Annotated in this window: 17 protein-coding genes; 3 read left to right on the plus strand and 14 right to left on the minus strand. The window is 61.3% G+C overall.

Annotated features, from left to right (window positions below):
• Nucleotides 1–82: 82 nt before the first annotated feature.
• The 9 genes from sucD to sdhC all read right to left on the minus strand — a co-directional run bounded on the left by sucD (nucleotide 83) and on the right by sdhC (nucleotide 8,729).
• Nucleotides 83–985, minus strand: coding sequence for a succinate--CoA ligase subunit alpha (sucD, locus tag QTL56_RS13855; protein ID WP_245137388.1), 903 nt, complete (start codon nucleotides 983–985; stop codon nucleotides 83–85).
• Between the two features lie 17 nt (nucleotides 986–1,002).
• Complete coding sequence (sucC, locus tag QTL56_RS13860) at nucleotides 1,003–2,196, minus strand: ADP-forming succinate--CoA ligase subunit beta (RefSeq protein ID WP_229575104.1); 1,194 nt, start codon at nucleotides 2,194–2,196, stop codon at nucleotides 1,003–1,005.
• 31 nt (nucleotides 2,197–2,227) lie between these two features.
• On the minus strand, nucleotides 2,228–3,190 hold the full coding sequence (mdh, locus tag QTL56_RS13865; RefSeq protein WP_110791164.1) for a malate dehydrogenase: 963 nt from the start codon (nucleotides 3,188–3,190) through the stop codon (nucleotides 2,228–2,230).
• A gap of 159 nt (nucleotides 3,191–3,349) precedes the next feature.
• On the minus strand, nucleotides 3,350–4,528 hold the full coding sequence (gene zapE, locus QTL56_RS13870; protein WP_245137387.1) for a cell division protein ZapE: 1,179 nt from the start codon (nucleotides 4,526–4,528) through the stop codon (nucleotides 3,350–3,352).
• Nucleotides 4,529–4,588: 60 nt separating this feature from the next.
• On the minus strand, nucleotides 4,589–5,110 hold the full coding sequence (locus QTL56_RS13875; protein ID WP_229575107.1) for a protease inhibitor Inh/omp19 family protein: 522 nt from the start codon (nucleotides 5,108–5,110) through the stop codon (nucleotides 4,589–4,591).
• A 183-nt stretch (nucleotides 5,111–5,293) separates the two neighbouring features.
• The gene (locus QTL56_RS13880) at nucleotides 5,294–6,073 is read right to left on the minus strand and encodes a succinate dehydrogenase iron-sulfur subunit (RefSeq protein ID WP_245137386.1); all 780 of its coding nucleotides are present in this window, start codon (nucleotides 6,071–6,073) and stop codon (nucleotides 5,294–5,296) included.
• Nucleotides 6,074–6,090: 17 nt separating this feature from the next.
• The gene (gene sdhA / locus QTL56_RS13885; protein WP_229575108.1) at nucleotides 6,091–7,935 is read right to left on the minus strand and encodes a succinate dehydrogenase flavoprotein subunit; all 1,845 of its coding nucleotides are present in this window, start codon (nucleotides 7,933–7,935) and stop codon (nucleotides 6,091–6,093) included.
• Nucleotides 7,936–7,941: 6 nt separating this feature from the next.
• A complete protein-coding gene (sdhD, locus tag QTL56_RS13890) occupies nucleotides 7,942–8,322 on the minus strand; it encodes a succinate dehydrogenase, hydrophobic membrane anchor protein (RefSeq protein ID WP_229575109.1) in 381 nt (126 codons plus the stop codon).
• Nucleotides 8,323–8,333: 11 nt separating this feature from the next.
• On the minus strand, nucleotides 8,334–8,729 hold the full coding sequence (sdhC, locus tag QTL56_RS13895; RefSeq protein WP_229575110.1) for a succinate dehydrogenase, cytochrome b556 subunit: 396 nt from the start codon (nucleotides 8,727–8,729) through the stop codon (nucleotides 8,334–8,336).
• 286 nt (nucleotides 8,730–9,015) lie between these two features.
• Between sdhC and QTL56_RS13900 the strand changes: the two genes are divergently transcribed.
• Complete coding sequence (locus QTL56_RS13900) at nucleotides 9,016–9,375, plus strand: hypothetical protein (RefSeq protein ID WP_245137385.1); 360 nt, start codon at nucleotides 9,016–9,018, stop codon at nucleotides 9,373–9,375.
• Here QTL56_RS13900 and QTL56_RS13905 read toward each other — a convergent pair.
• Genes QTL56_RS13905 through tsaD form a run of 5 tightly spaced genes read right to left on the minus strand, consistent with a single transcriptional unit; the run spans nucleotide 9,372 to nucleotide 12,866 of the window.
• Nucleotides 9,372–10,016, minus strand: coding sequence for a class I SAM-dependent methyltransferase (locus QTL56_RS13905; protein ID WP_245137384.1), 645 nt, complete (start codon nucleotides 10,014–10,016; stop codon nucleotides 9,372–9,374). The two genes, QTL56_RS13900 and QTL56_RS13905, sit on opposite strands and share 4 nt — an antisense overlap.
• 7 nt (nucleotides 10,017–10,023) lie before the next feature.
• Entirely contained in the window at nucleotides 10,024–10,455 is a 432-nt protein-coding gene (locus tag QTL56_RS13910; RefSeq protein ID WP_229575113.1) for an EVE domain-containing protein, read from the minus strand.
• A gap of 5 nt (nucleotides 10,456–10,460) precedes the next feature.
• On the minus strand, nucleotides 10,461–10,754 hold the full coding sequence (locus QTL56_RS13915; protein WP_245137383.1) for a YciI-like protein: 294 nt from the start codon (nucleotides 10,752–10,754) through the stop codon (nucleotides 10,461–10,463).
• A gap of 31 nt (nucleotides 10,755–10,785) precedes the next feature.
• Nucleotides 10,786–11,775: an NAD(P)H-dependent glycerol-3-phosphate dehydrogenase gene (locus tag QTL56_RS13920; RefSeq protein WP_245137382.1), complete on the minus strand. Its 990-nt coding sequence runs from the start codon at nucleotides 11,773–11,775 to the stop codon at nucleotides 10,786–10,788.
• On the minus strand, nucleotides 11,772–12,866 hold the full coding sequence (gene tsaD, locus QTL56_RS13925) for a tRNA (adenosine(37)-N6)-threonylcarbamoyltransferase complex transferase subunit TsaD (protein WP_245137381.1): 1,095 nt from the start codon (nucleotides 12,864–12,866) through the stop codon (nucleotides 11,772–11,774). Before tsaD ends, QTL56_RS13920 begins: the two co-directional genes overlap by 4 nt.
• Before the next feature lie 73 nt (nucleotides 12,867–12,939).
• On the opposite strand from tsaD, the gene hemC reads away from it, so the two are divergent.
• Nucleotides 12,940–13,869: a hydroxymethylbilane synthase gene (gene hemC, locus QTL56_RS13930; RefSeq protein WP_245137380.1), complete on the plus strand. Its 930-nt coding sequence runs from the start codon at nucleotides 12,940–12,942 to the stop codon at nucleotides 13,867–13,869.
• 3 nt (nucleotides 13,870–13,872) lie between these two features.
• The gene (locus QTL56_RS13935; protein WP_245137379.1) at nucleotides 13,873–14,586 is read left to right on the plus strand and encodes a uroporphyrinogen-III synthase; all 714 of its coding nucleotides are present in this window, start codon (nucleotides 13,873–13,875) and stop codon (nucleotides 14,584–14,586) included.
• The last annotated feature ends 55 nt before the right edge of the window (nucleotides 14,587–14,641 follow it).

A 14,641-nucleotide genomic window follows, 5' to 3' on the forward strand; every position in this document is an offset into this window, starting at 1 on the left:
TCGCAGATGCGAATCGTCCATCATATGCGAAATCCAGGCGAAGGATTGGCGGACCAACCTTCGCCTGGCCTGATTGTACGTCTCAGCCCTTGAGGACTTCGACCAGCGTCTTGCCGAGGCGTGCCGGCGAAGGCGAAACCTTGATGCCGGCCGCTTCCATGGCTTCGATCTTGGATTCCGCATCGCCCTTGCCGCCGGAAACGACAGCGCCGGCATGGCCCATGGTGCGGCCCTTCGGAGCCGTACGGCCGGCGATGAAGCCTGCCATCGGCTTCTTGCGGCCCTTCTTGGCTTCGTCGATGAGGAACTGCGCCGCATCTTCTTCAGCCGAGCCGCCGATTTCGCCGATCATGATGATCGAAGTCGTGGCCGGATCAGCCAGGAACATCTCAAGCACGTCGATGAACTCGGTGCCCTTGACCGGGTCGCCGCCGATACCGACAGCCGTTGTCTGGCCGAGGCCTTCGTTCGACGTCTGGAACACGGCTTCATAGGTCAGCGTGCCGGAGCGGGAAACAATACCGACAGAGCCCTTGCGGAAGATCGAACCCGGCATGATGCCGATCTTGCACTCTTCCGGCGTCATGATGCCCGGGCAGTTCGGCCCGAGCAGGCGCGACTTGGACTTGTCGAGACGAGCCTTGACCCGCACCATGTCCATGACCGGGATACCCTCGGTGATGCAGGTGATGAACGGGATCTCGGCATCGATGGCCTCTATGATGGCGTCGGCTGCACCTGCCGGCGGAACGTAGATCACGGATGCGTCGGCACCGGTGCGCTCCTTGGCTTCGGCGACCGAGGCGAAGATCGGCAGGCTTTCGCCCTTCGAGCCGGTCCAGGTTTCGCCACCCTTCTTCGGATGGATACCGCCGACCATCTGCGTGCCATAATAGGCAAGCGCCTGTTCGGTGTGGAAGGTACCGGTCTTGCCGGTCAGGCCCTGAACGAGGACCTTGGTGTTCTTGTTTACAAGAATAGACATCAGATAGGTCCCTCAGATTAGCCGTTGATCGCCGCGACGATCTTCTTGGCAGCGTCGTCCAGATCGTCGGCCGCGGTGATCGCAAGGCCGGATTCGTTCAGGATCTTCTTGCCAAGTTCGACATTGGTGCCTTCGAGGCGCACGACGAGCGGAACCTTGAGGCCCACTTCCTGCACGGCGGCGACAACGCCTTCCGCGATGACGTCGCACTTCATGATGCCGCCGAAGATGTTGACGAGGATGCCCTCGACCTTCGGGTCGGCCGTGATGATCTTGAAGGCTGCAGCGACCTTCTCCTTGCCGGCGCCACCGCCGACGTCACAGAAGTTTGCCGGCTCCTTGCCGTAAAGCTTGATGATGTCCATCGTCGCCATGGCGAGACCGGCACCATTGACCATGCAGCCGATATTGCCGTCGAGCGCCACGTAAGCGAGGTCCCACTTGGAGGCTTCGATTTCCTTGGCATCTTCTTCGGTCTCGTCACGCAACGCCCGGACGTCGTCATGGCGGAACAGCGCATTGCCATCGAAGGACATCTTGGCGTCGAGAACGCGCAGATGGTCATTCTTCATGACGATCAGCGGGTTGACCTCGAGCAGCGCCATGTCCTTTTCGACGAAGGCCTTGTAGAGGATCGGGAAGAGCGACTTTGCGTCTTCGGCGGCAGCCCCCGAAAGCTCGAGAGCCTTGGTGATGGCAGCCACATCCGCAGCAGTCACACCGGCTTCCGGATCGATGGCGATCGTGTGGATCTTCTCAGGCGTGTCATGGGCAACGGCTTCGATGTCCATGCCGCCTTCCGTCGAAACGACAAAGGCAACCTGGCCGACCGAGCGGTCGACGAGCAGCGAGCAGTAGAGTTCGCGAGCGATGTCGGCGCCGTCTTCGATGTAGAGGCGGTTGACCTGCTTGCCGGCGTCGCCGGTCTGGGCCGTCACCAGCGTGTTGCCGAACATTTCCTTGGCGTGAGCCTTGGCTTCGTCGATCGAGAAGGCGAGGCGTACGCCGCCCTTGGCATCGGGGCCAAGTTCCTTGAACTTGCCCTTGCCGCGACCGCCGGCATGGATCTGGCTCTTGACGACGTAGAGCGGGCCCGGAAGCTGCTTGGCGGCGGCTTCGGCTTCTTCTGCGGAGAAGATCGCCACACCTTCGGCGACCGGCGCACCAAAGCCCTTCAGAAGAGCCTTGGCCTGGTATTCATGAATGTTCATTGTCGTGTCCCTGTTTTGGGCGAAATGGCAATTACTTGAGTGCCGGGGCGATATTGATGCACGCTTCGCAGAGGCTGGCGACAGCGCCGACCGATTTCTGGAAGGCTTCTTCTTCAGCCTTGTTCAGGTCGATCTCGATGATGCGCTCGACACCGCCTTCGCCGATGATGACAGGCACGCCGACATACATGTCCTTCACGCCGTACTGGCCGGTGAGATAGGCGGCGCAAGGCAGGACGCGCTTCTTGTCCTTGAGGTAGGACTCAGCCATTTCGATCGCCGAGGCGGCCGGAGCGTAATAGGCCGAGCCGGTCTTCAGGAGACCGACGATTTCGGCGCCGCCATCGCGGGTGCGCTGGATGATTTCTTCCAGGCGCTCCTTGGTGACCCAGCCCATCTTGACGAGGTCGGTGAGCGGAATGCCGCCAACGGTCGAGTAGCGGGCGAGCGGCACCATGGTATCGCCATGACCGCCGAGAACGAAGGCGGTGACGTCCTGGACGGAGACGTTGAACTCTTCCGAGAGGAAGTGACGGAAGCGGCCCGAGTCGAGCACGCCAGCCATGCCGACGACCTTGTTGGCCGGCAGGCCGGAGAACTTCTGCAGCGCCCAGACCATCGCGTCGAGCGGGTTGGTGATGCAGATGACGAAGGCGTTCGGAGCATATTTCTTGATGCCGGCGCCGACCTGTTCCATGACCTTGAGGTTGATACCCAGCAGGTCGTCGCGGCTCATGCCGGGCTTGCGGGCAACACCGGCAGTGACGATGCAGACGTCAGCGCCTTCAATGGCGGCGTAATCGCTGGCACCAGACAGCTTGGCATTGAAGCCTTCGACCGGGCCGGACTGGGCAATGTCGAGCCCCTTGCCCTGCGGGATGCCGTCGGCAATGTCGAACAGGACGATATCGCCCAGCTCCTTCAGACTGGCGAGATGCGCCAGCGTTCCACCAATCATTCCAGAACCGATAAGAGCGATCTTCTTGCGCGCCATTGTAGACTTCCTTTTGGATCCGCGACCAAGGCCGAGGGCGAGTGTTAGCCTGCCCTTGTGGACAAACCGCATAGCTGCAAAGGGTCTAAACCGCAAACGATAATTTTTGGTATATCAATTTCAATCGGTTAGAAGATAAAACTCTTACGTAAACGTCAATTAATTCGTCACGGCTTCGTCATGTTCGCTGCGTTTTGACTGGTGCAGCGCGAGATAATCCGTGCTTCGCATTTCGAAAAGACGCGATATGGTACGGTCGAACTCGAAGCCTTCTGTTCCCTTCTTCTCCGTCAGCAGCGCCTCCGGCATGGCGACGGCAGACGCAAACAACCGCACGCTGGCATCGTAGAGGGTGTCGATCAGGATGATGAAGCGTTTCGTCTCGTTGCGCTTGTCCGGCCCGAGATGCGGAATGTTCTCGACGAAGACCACATCGAAGCGTTTGGCAATGGCGAGATAATCCGACGCACCCAATGGCTTCTCGCAAAGATCGCCGAAGCTGAAGCGAGCAGATCGGCCGACCGCATGCGGAACTTCGACGCTGCGGCCCTTCATTGATATCGAGACGGGCATTTCAGCCTCGCCCCCGGTCACACGTGTCCAGGCAATGTCCATCATCTTCGGCGCATCGTCGAGTGGCGCCACATAGACAGGCAGGCTTTCCATCTTCTCCATGCGGTAATCCGTCGGAGAGTCGAGCGTCGATACGCTCACATTCTTCTTGAGCAGCTCGACGAAGGGCAGGAAGAGGCCGCGATTGAGCCCGTCACGATAAAGATCATCGGGCGCGACGTTCGAGGTCGCGACCAGAGTACATCCGCGGGCGAACAATTCGGTGAAGAGCCGCGCGAGGATCATCGCGTCGGCAATATCGGTGACTGTAAATTCGTCGAAACACAGAAGCTGCGCCTCTTCACGCAAGGCGGCAGCCACCGGAGGCACAGGGTCCGCCTGCTTCGTCTCGCCCGCCTTAAGCTTTTGTCGGTGCGCATGAATACGGGCATGCACATCGGCCATGAACTCGTGAAAGTGGGCGCGGCGCTTCTTCTCGATCGGGGCGAGCTTGAAGAACAGATCCATCAGCATGGTCTTGCCGCGACCGACACTGCCATGAACATAGAGCCCCTTGATCGGGATCTCCTGCTTTCGCCGCTGGGCGAACATCCAGCCCAGCGCGCTTTTTTTGGCCGCCGGCTTGCTCGCCTTGAACTCCGTCAGAATACGGTCGAGCTTTTCAGCAACATCGAACTGGTAGCGGTCGGGTTGAAGTGTCCCCGCCTCCGTCATCGCGCGCAACTGCTCGGCGACGCTCAGGCCGTAGTCAGGAACTGGCTGCATGGAATGATGTCCCGCCGGGTGGGTGGCCCGGCAAAGGCCACCGCAGGGATAAGGGAAGGATCAGCGGCTCAGGCTGACCGGCTGACCGGAAGCGGTGCTGCCGTCGAAGCGGGCATCGGCCGTCTTGTAGACGCTGCCAATGGTATTGCCGTTGCGATCCTTGAGCACGACCTGCTTGCCCGACACTTCCCAGGACCCCATCGCCGTCAATTCGCCCGCACAACCACGGGTGCCGCCGCGCGAGCCACTGCCGAGGTTGGTAAGGGTCAGGAACATATCGCAGCTGGATCCGGCGCTCTGGACGCGCCAGTTTCCGACCATCGATTCCTTGGTGACGTCGAGCGCGGTCGCAGGCGCACCGGCAGCGGGATTGAGGGCGGCCGTGTTCGTTGCAGGCGCCGCCGGAAACTGGGATCCCGCACCTGGAGGCGGCAACTGGCCCGACTGGACCGAAGGCACAGGCTGCGCCTGTAGCGGGGGAAGCGCACTGTTGGCGGCATTCATGCTGCTGTAGGAGGTCCGCTGGCAACCCGCGAGCGCCAGAAGGATGGCAGTTCCGGTAACTGCATGGCTGAATTTCATCATTATACTCCCGCTCTCGCGACCTGTGCCGCAACCTGCCGTACAACTGCACTACAATTATGGTACGCTGACATGGTTAATCAAGTTCCATATCGCCCCGGATCCATAGCCGGCACTATACGGATAAATTAAGGCCGCCCGAAACGGTTCCCGGGCGGCCTCTCGAAGTTTTGACAATTTCGCTCAGGCGCGGCGCTCGACCATCATCTTCTTGATTTCAGCGATGGCCTTGGCCGGATTGAGGCCCTTCGGGCAGGCTTGCGCGCAGTTCATGATCGTATGGCAGCGATAGAGACGGAACGGATCCTCGAGATTGTCGAGGCGCTCGCCGGTGGCTTCGTCTCTGGAATCGATCAGCCAGCGATAGGCCTGCAGCAGGACGGCCGGACCGAGGTAACGGTCGCCGTTCCACCAGTAGCTGGGACAGGAGGTCGAGCAGCAGGCGCACAGGATGCACTCGTAGAGACCGTCGAGCTTCTGGCGGTCCTCATGGCTCTGTTTCCACTCCTTGGCAGGCGCCGGGGAAACGGTCTTCAGCCAGGGCTCGATCGAACGGTGCTGGGCGTAGAAGTTCGTCAGATCCGGCACCAGATCCTTGACGACCGGCAGATGCGGCAGCGGATAGACCTTCACCGTCCCGTTCACTTCATCCATGCCCTTGGTGCAGGCCAGCGTGTTGGTCCCGTCGATGTTCATCGCGCAGGACCCGCAAATGCCCTCACGGCAGGACCGGCGCAGCGTCAGCGTCGGGTCGATATTGTTCTTGATGTACAAGAGACCATCGAGAACCATCGGGCCACAATCGTCGACATCGATGTAGTAGGTATCGATGCGCGGGTTCGCGTCGTCATCCGGGCTCCAGCGATAGACCCGGTATTCCCGAACATTCTTGGCACCGGCCGGCTTCGGCCAGACCTTGCCTTCGGTGACCTGAGAGTTCTTGGGAAGAGCAAGTTCAACCATGTCCTATACCTCTCAAATCAATAAACGCGTGCCTTGGGCGCGATCTTGTAGGGATCGATGCCTTCGGCGATGAGTTCCGTGTGGACAGGACGGTAGTCGAGCTTCACGTCGCCAGCTTCGCTGACCCAGGCCAGCGTATGCTTGCGCCAGTTGACGTCGTCGCGGCCGGCGAAAGGACCATCGACATAGTCCTCGCGGGCGTGACTGCCGCGGCTTTCCTTGCGCGCTTCCGCGCCATAAACCGTGGTGATGGCGTTGGCCATCAGGTTGTGCAGTTCCAGCGTCTCGACCAGATCCGAATTCCAGATCATCGAACGATCGGTGACCTTGACGTCAGGCAGTTCCTTCCAGATTGCCGAAAGGCGCTTGCAGCCGCTTTCGAGCGATTCCTGGGTGCGGAACACCGCTGCGTCGTCCTGCATGGCGCGCTGCATCTTGTCGCGCAGCACGGCGGTCGGTGTCTGACCGGACGCATGGCGCGTCGCGTCGAAGCGGTCCATGATCTTGTCGCAGGCGGCGGTGTTGAGCGCCGGGATCGGCGACGTGCGATCGATGACTTCGGCAGCCCGGATCGCGGCCGCACGACCGAAGACAACGAGGTCGATCAGCGAGTTCGAGCCCAGACGGTTGGCGCCATGCACGGATGCGCAGCCGGCTTCGCCGACGGCCATCAGGCCCGGGATCACCCGTTCCGGATTGTTCGAATCGGCATTGAGCACTTCGCCCCAATAGTTCGTCGGAATGCCGCCCATGTTGTAGTGAACGGTCGGCAGAACCGGGATCGGTTCGCGGGTCACATCAACGCCGGCGAAGATCTTGGCGCTCTCGGAAATGCCCGGCAGGCGCTCGTGAAGAACAGCCGGATCGAGATGGTCGAGATGCAGGAAGATGTGGTCCTTGTTCTTGCCGACGCCGCGGCCTTCACGGATTTCCATCGTCATGCAGCGCGAAACGACGTCGCGCGAGGCAAGGTCCTTGGCCGACGGAGCGTAACGCTCCATGAAGCGCTCGCCTTCGGAGTTGACGAGATAACCGCCTTCGCCGCGTGCACCTTCGGTGATCAGACAGCCAGCGCCGTAGATACCGGTCGGGTGGAACTGGACGAATTCCATATCCTGCAAAGGCAGGCCCGCGCGCGCGATCATGCCGCCGCCGTCGCCGGTGCAGGTATGCGCCGATGTCGCGGAGAAGTAGGCGCGGCCATAACCGCCGGTCGCCAGAACGACCATCTTGGCCGAGAAGCGATGGATCGTGCCGTCATCGAGGTTCCAGGCGACAACGCCGGTGCAACGGCTGCCATCGTCAGACATGATCAGGTCGAGTGCGAAATACTCGATGAAGAACTCGGCATTGTTGCGCAGCGACTGGCCGTAAAGCGTGTGCAGGATGGCGTGGCCGGTACGGTCGGCGGCAGCGCAGGTGCGCTGCACCGGCGGGCCTTCGCCGTAGTTCTGCATGTGGCCGCCGAAGGGCCGCTGATAGATCTTGCCTTCCTCGTTACGCGAGAACGGCACGCCGTAATGCTCAAGCTCATAGACCGCCTTCGGCGCTTCCATGGCGAGATACTGCATGGCGTCGACGTCGCCGAGCCAGTCGGACCCCTTGACGGTGTCGTAGAGATGCCACTGCCAGCAATCGGGCGTCATGTTGTTCAGCGAGGCGGCGATACCGCCCTGGGCTGCAACCGTGTGGCTACGGGTCGGGAAAACCTTGGTGATGCAGGCCGTCTTGAAGCCCTGTTCGGCCATGCCGAGCGTCGCACGCAGACCGGCGCCACCGGCACCGACGACCACGACGTCGTAGGAATGGTCAACATAGGTGTATGCCTTGCCGGTCTGGGCGAAGTTATGAATGGTTGCCATGTTGATTTATCCTACGAATGCGATCTTCAAGATGGCGAAAAGACAGAGGCCACCGATCAGGATCGCGAAGAACGTGTTCAGCATCAGAAGCAGCAGCTTGGTGACATGTGCATGGACATAGTCCTCGATGATCACCTGCATACCCAGCTTCATATGGATCAGGGCCGAAAGCACGACCAGAGCCATGACGACGGCAACGAGCGGGTGCGACAATGCGCCAACCACCTCGGCATAAGGCGCGCCGTTGTACATGACGAGGAAGCCGACGAAGAAAAGGATCAGCGGAATATTGGCGACGGCCGTGACGCGCTGGCGCCAGAAGTGCTCGGTGCCTTCCTTGGCCGAGCCGAGACCGCGGACCTTGCCGAGCGGAGTGCGCATATCCATGGATGGGTGCCTCAGGTGCGAATGATATAGGCAACGACCCAGACGAGGATCGTCAGGACGACGGATGCGATGATGTTGGCTTTGGCGAGCTTCGTCGAGAAATGCTTGTCGAAGCCGTAGCCGACATCCCACATCAGGTGGCGGAGACCGCCGAGCATGTGATGGACAAGCGCCCAGGTATAGCCGAACAGGATGAGGCGACCGATGATGGTCCCCATGAACCAGTTGACCCACTCGAAGTAGTCGGCGCCCGTCGAGGCTGCCACCAACCACCACGCAACCAGGATCGTGCCGAAATAGAGCGCCGCACCGGTGATACGGTGCAAGATCGACATGATCATCGTGGGAATGGGCTTGTAGATTTGCAGGTGCGGCGACAGGGGCCGGTTTTTAGTCACATTCGCCATCTAAACCTCGCGGCGTCTCGATGCGGTCCGATCATACGGACATACTGTTTGCAATGTGTCACAACGTTTGTGGTGCATTGCATCAGGGGGACGTTTAATCCTCGAACTCCCGGACGACAAGCACATTCGCCTGACGATTTCAATTTAATCGATTCGCGTGAATAGAACTTTAGTGCCACGACGAACGATATTCTTACTACGAAAAAAGCGTGGAAGTGGATGACTTTAGCAACCTGATGCGGCATGCTGCGTTAACGATTTGTTAACCGCGTTCGGAGGCCCCCTCATGCTCAAGCATCGTCTCGCCGTGATGGCTCTGACCGTCTTGCTCGGATCCGTCGCTGGCATAGCCGAAGCGGGTGAACGCCACAGCCGCAACCAGTCTCATCATCACGGACGCGGACAAGCGATCATCGGCAGCAACGGCCTCCCATCCGTCATCCCCGGCATCGGCACTTTTGCCGGCAGCATCTCCGGTCTGCGGATCAAGGGCAACGGTGTCTTCATTGCCATTGATCGCGACGCAAGACCAAAAGTCGTGACCTACCGCGCACCGAAGGCCAAGATCATTGAAATTTCAGCGGAAAACCATGAAGAAGCCTGCTCGTTCGAAGCTGGCGTCTGCGTCATCCGACCGAAGAACTAGAGAAATTTCCACACGGTCGTCTTCTTCACTTCGCTGTCCTCCAGCACCCGCGTAACCGGCACCTGATAGGTTGCCAGTTCTTCCAGCTGCCCGGTAGGCCGATAGCTTCGCCCCGGATCGCCCACGAGAACGACGCATCCGTCCTTTGCGACGGCAGAGAACCACGTGACCAGCGATCGGGCGAATTCACTCTCGTAGAAAACATCACCCGCCAGGACCACATCGACATCGACCGAGCGTCCAATGAGATCATCATTGGTAAAATCAACCGCCACGCCATTCAGGGCAGCATTCAGTCGCACGGCAGTTTTGGCCCAGGGATCGATGTCGGCGGCGACGACATCCGCCGCCCCAGCCATCGCAGCGGCGATCGCGACCATGCCCGACCCACTGGCAAAATCCAGCACCCGCTTGCCCCGAACCGTTTCCGGATGATCGAGCACATAGCGCGCGAGCCCCTGACCACCCGCCCAGGCAAAGGCCCAGAACGGTGGCGGCAAGCCGATCGCCTCGAGATCTTCCTCGGTCTTCAGCCAGAGATCATGCACCTCGCTCGCGAGGTGGAGGCGAATCTCCGGCACATGCGGCGGCGACAGCACGCTGGTGTTTTCACGGATGAAACGATCGGGATCGGTGTTCACGGACGGATCAGACGGGCGGATTGTCGAGACCACCCATACGGCAGACCTCGAAATATTCGTCTTCCGTCACCGGCTGGACCGAGAGCCGCATGGAAGTGACGAGCGCCATCTTAGAAAGCTTCTCGTTCGCCTTGACGTCTTTGAGGCTGACGGGCTTCGGCATGTCGCAGACGGCCCTGATATCGACGCAGTCCCAGCGGGCATCCCCCTCGGCGGTCGAATCCGGATGCGAGAGCGCGCACACCTCGACGATGCCGACGACTTCCAGACCCTCGTTGGAGTGATAGAAGAAACCCTTGTCGCCGATCTTCATCGCCCGCATGTTGTTGCGCGCCAGGTAGTTGCGAACGCCCGTCCATTCTTCGCCGGCCGCACCCTTGGCCTTCTGCATCTCCCAGGACCACTTGAACGGTTCGGACTTGTAGAGCCAGAATGCCATTATCTTTAAGCCTCGGGATTGTTGAAGGCCCAGTTATAGGGCTTGATCTCGACGCTCTCGAACAGCCCGGCCTTTGCATAGGGATCCTGCGCTGCAAGTGCTTTTGCCGCCTCGATGTTGTCGGCTGCGATAAGCAGCATCGAACCACAGGGCTTGCCGTCGGAATCGAGGAAAGGGCCGGCGATCTTCAACTGGCCTGCGGCATTGAGCCCGTTCAGCCACTCGACATGCGGCGGACGCGTTTCCATCCGAAGATTCAGGTGTTCAGGCTTGTCGGCGCAGATGACGGCAAACAGCATCATGGTTCTCCTTGGGGTCTCTCGAGCGGGCTCATTCTGTGGTGATTGGCCGCGACATCAGTTGGGTGATCGCAGTCGGGATGTCCAGCCTGCCATCGATGATCGCGGCGACGGCCTGCGTGATCGGCATCTCGATCTGGTGACCTTCAGCGAGGCGGGCAGAAACCGCAGCAGCAAAAGCGCCCTCGACGAGGGAGCCATGCTGGGCAGCGATTGGTTCACCGCGCCCGAGTGCGATTCCGAATCGCAGATTGCGCGACTGGTGGCTGGTGGCCGTCAGCACGAGATCGCCGAGGCCCGACAGGCCGCGCACCGTATCCCCGCGACCGCCCATGGCATCGACGAGCCGCGACATTTCGGCAAGGCCCCGCGCGATGAGGGCTGCCCGCGCCGAATCGCCGAGCCCCATGCCCTCCACGATACCGCAGGCAATCGCGAGCACGTTTTTCAACGCGCCCCCGAGTTGCACACCGATCCGGTCGTCGGAGGCATAGAGGCGGAAGGTCTGGCCGGAGATCACCTTGGCAAGATGTTCGGCAAGCATCAGTTCCTGCGCAGCAATTGCCATGGCCGTCGGCAAACCCTTGGCGATGTCGGCCGCGAAGCCAGGGCCGGAGAGCATCGCAATCGGATGGCCCGGCAATGCAGTCTCTAGAACGTCTGTCAGAAGGCGCGAGGTCTGTTTCTCGATACCCTTGGCGCAAATCACGACAGGCACGCCGGCTTTCAGATGCGGCCCATAGGTTTGGGCGGCCGCGATTTGCGCCTGCGATGGCATGGCAAAAAGCACGATGTCTGACTCGTTCAGATCTTCCGCCCGCGCCGAAAACCCCAGGGATGGGGGAAGCTGAATGCCCGGTAGCGCACTCTCGTGCACACGGTCTGACTGCAAATCAGCCATGACCGAGGGATCGCGACCGATCAGCAACGCCTGTGCCTTGCCCGTCTGGGCGATCACGGCGGCGAGCGCCGTGCCGAAGGCACCCGCGCCGATGACAGCGATACGTGGCATCCCGCTCATGCCTTGGCTCCCCGCTTGCCATAGGCGAGCAAGGCCTTGGCATCCTGGTCGAGGGGCCAGCGCGACCGGGGTGCGACGGCGATATCATCTGCCGGCATGCCGAGCGCCATGCGCTCAAGTCCGGCCCAGGCGATCATGACGGCATTGTCGGTGCACAGATGATGCGGCGGCGCGACGAAGCGGAAGCGATACTCGGCACAAAGCGCATCCAGCGTCTGGCGCACTTCTTGATTGGCAGCGACACCACCGGCGACGACCAGCACAGGCTCGACGACACCGGGATACGTCTCCTTGAAGCGCTTCAGGCCACGACCGATGCGATCCTTGAGCGTGCGCGAAATGGCATGCTGAAAGGAGGCGCAGATATCGGCGATATCCTGTTCGGTCACCGGCGCAATACCTTCTGCTGCCTGTCGCACGGCGGTCTTCAGACCGGAAAACGAAAAGTCGAGGCGCGCCTCGCCGACCAGCGGCCGGGGAAAGGCGAAACGTTTAGGGTTGCCCCCGGCCGCCGCCCGCTCGACGGCGGGACCGCCGGGATAGGGCAGGCCAAGCAGTTTCGCCGTCTTGTCAAAGGCTTCGCCCAGCGCATCGTCGATCGTCGTGCCCCAGCGCTCATAGTCGCCGACACCCTTGATCAGGACCAACTGCGTGTGCCCGCCGGAGACCAGCAGCATCAGATAGGGAAAGGGGACGCCGTCGGTGAGCCGCGCCGTGAGCGCGTGGCCTTCCAGGTGGTTGACCGCATAAAGCGGCTTGCCCGTGGCGCGGGCAATCGCCTTGCCCGTCATCAGTCCGACCAGCAACCCGCCGATCAGCCCGGGGCCCGAGGTCGCGGCGATCGCATCCACCTCGGCGAGCGTGATGCCGGCCCGCGTCAGGGCCTCCTCGATCAGCGTGTCGAGCGCATCGACATGCGCGCGGGCCGCGATTTCGGGCACGACACCGCCATAGGCGCTGTGTTCGTCGAGCTGGCTCAACACGACATCCGCCTCGGTCACGGCCGATCCGTCGGGCAGCCGGGTGACAACGGCCGCGGCCGTCTCGTCACAGCTCGTTTCGATGCCGAGAATGCGCAGTTTGGATGTCATGGAACCTGTTCATTGATTGCGGTCGCCGATAAACCGGTCTACGAAATCTGTCGGTAACAACGGACAAGTTCGGATGCAAACAAAACCTTTCCGCATCGGCACGCGGGGTAGCCCGCTCGCCCTCGCCCAGGCTTCTGAGACGCGCGCCCGCCTCATGGTGGCGCACGACCTGCCGGAAGACATGTTCGAGATTGTGGTGCTGTCAACCAAGGGCGACCGGATCACCGACCGAGCCTTGTCTGAGATCGGCGGCAAGGGACTGTTCACCGAGGAACTCGAAGAGCAACTACTCGCAGGTGACCTCGATTTCGCGGTGCACTCCTCCAAGGATATGCCGACCAAGCTGCCGGAGGGGCTCTTCCTCTCCGCCTTTCTGCCGCGCGAGGATGTTCGCGACGCGGTCGTCGGACGCACCGCGCCAACGCTGAAGGAGCTTCCGCACGGCGCGACCGTCGGTTCTTCTTCGCTGCGTCGACAGGCCCTCATCCGTCGCATCCGCCCTGACATCAACGTCATCACGTTCCGGGGCCTCGTCGACACCCGCCTGCGCAAGCTCGCCGACGGTGAAGTGGATGCGACCCTGCTCGCCTTCGCCGGCCTGAAGCGATTGGGCAAGCCCGAGATTCCGACCGAATTGCTCGATCCCAGCGATTTCCCGCCGGCACCAGCCCAGGGTGCGATCTGCATCGAGAGCCGCATCGGTGATGCCAGGGTGAATGACCTGCTTGAGGCGATCAATCACCGGGACACCTTCGATGCGGTCAGCTGCGAACGCGCCTTCCTGGGCGCCCTCGACGGCTCCTGCCGGACTCCGATTGCAGGCCATGCGACGGTGCATGGTGACGCAATCCGTTTTGCCGGCATGATCCTCACGCCCGACGGCAGCTGCTGGCACGACGTGGAGATCGAGGGAAGCCGGGCGGACGCCGCAGTGCTCGGTGCCAAAGCCGGCGCCACGGTCCGCAACAAGGCCGGCAGCGACTTCTTCGACAGCTGGACCTGACGCATGCGCGTTCTGGTGACGCGCCCGGAGCCGGCAGCGGCCAAAACCGCCGCTGCGCTCGAATGCCTAGGTCACGAACCTGTCTTTTTGCCCTTGATGCAGGCCACCCACCAGCTTGAAGCCTTCGCGAGCGCCCCCCTGCCCGGAACAACCGTATTGGCCGTGACCAGCGCTGAGGCGATGCGCGCGCTGGTAGCTTGCTCGAAAGAAGCCAGCCGGCATTTTCTCTCCCTCCCGGTTTTCGCTGTCGGCCACGCCACCGCGCGGGCCGCGCACGAAGCAGGTTTCGAGACTGTCTCCGTCGCCGATGGCGATGGCCTGTCCCTGGCGAAACGACTGACCGCGACATGCGATCCGAAAGCGAAGATCCTTTACCTGACCGGCACGCCACGGTCTTCAGACTTCGAAGCGGCTCTGGCGGACGCGGGGTGCACGGTCGAAATACGGGAATGCTACCGCATGTCTCCAGTCGCCTACCAGGAGAGCGAGATCGCGCAGAGGCTCACACCCATGCCGGAAGCGATCCTCGTTTATTCATCGGAAACGGCGCGGCGCCTGGGCGAACTCCATGACAGGATGCGGTCGTCGCTGGAATGGCCGCGAACACGTTTTCTCTGCCTCAGCGAGAAGATTGCCAATGCTCTTCCCGAAGAATTTCGGCGCACGAGCCAATGGCCGATGCAACCTCGCGAGGACCTGCTCATTCTTCTGCTCTGATGCAGTGCCGCGTGAAATGAGACCTCAGGCCTTTCCTTCGCCACCAGGACTGACT

The organism is Peteryoungia algae, from assembly GCF_030369675.1.
GTDB classification, from domain to species: domain Bacteria; phylum Pseudomonadota; class Alphaproteobacteria; order Rhizobiales; family Rhizobiaceae; genus Allorhizobium; species Allorhizobium algae.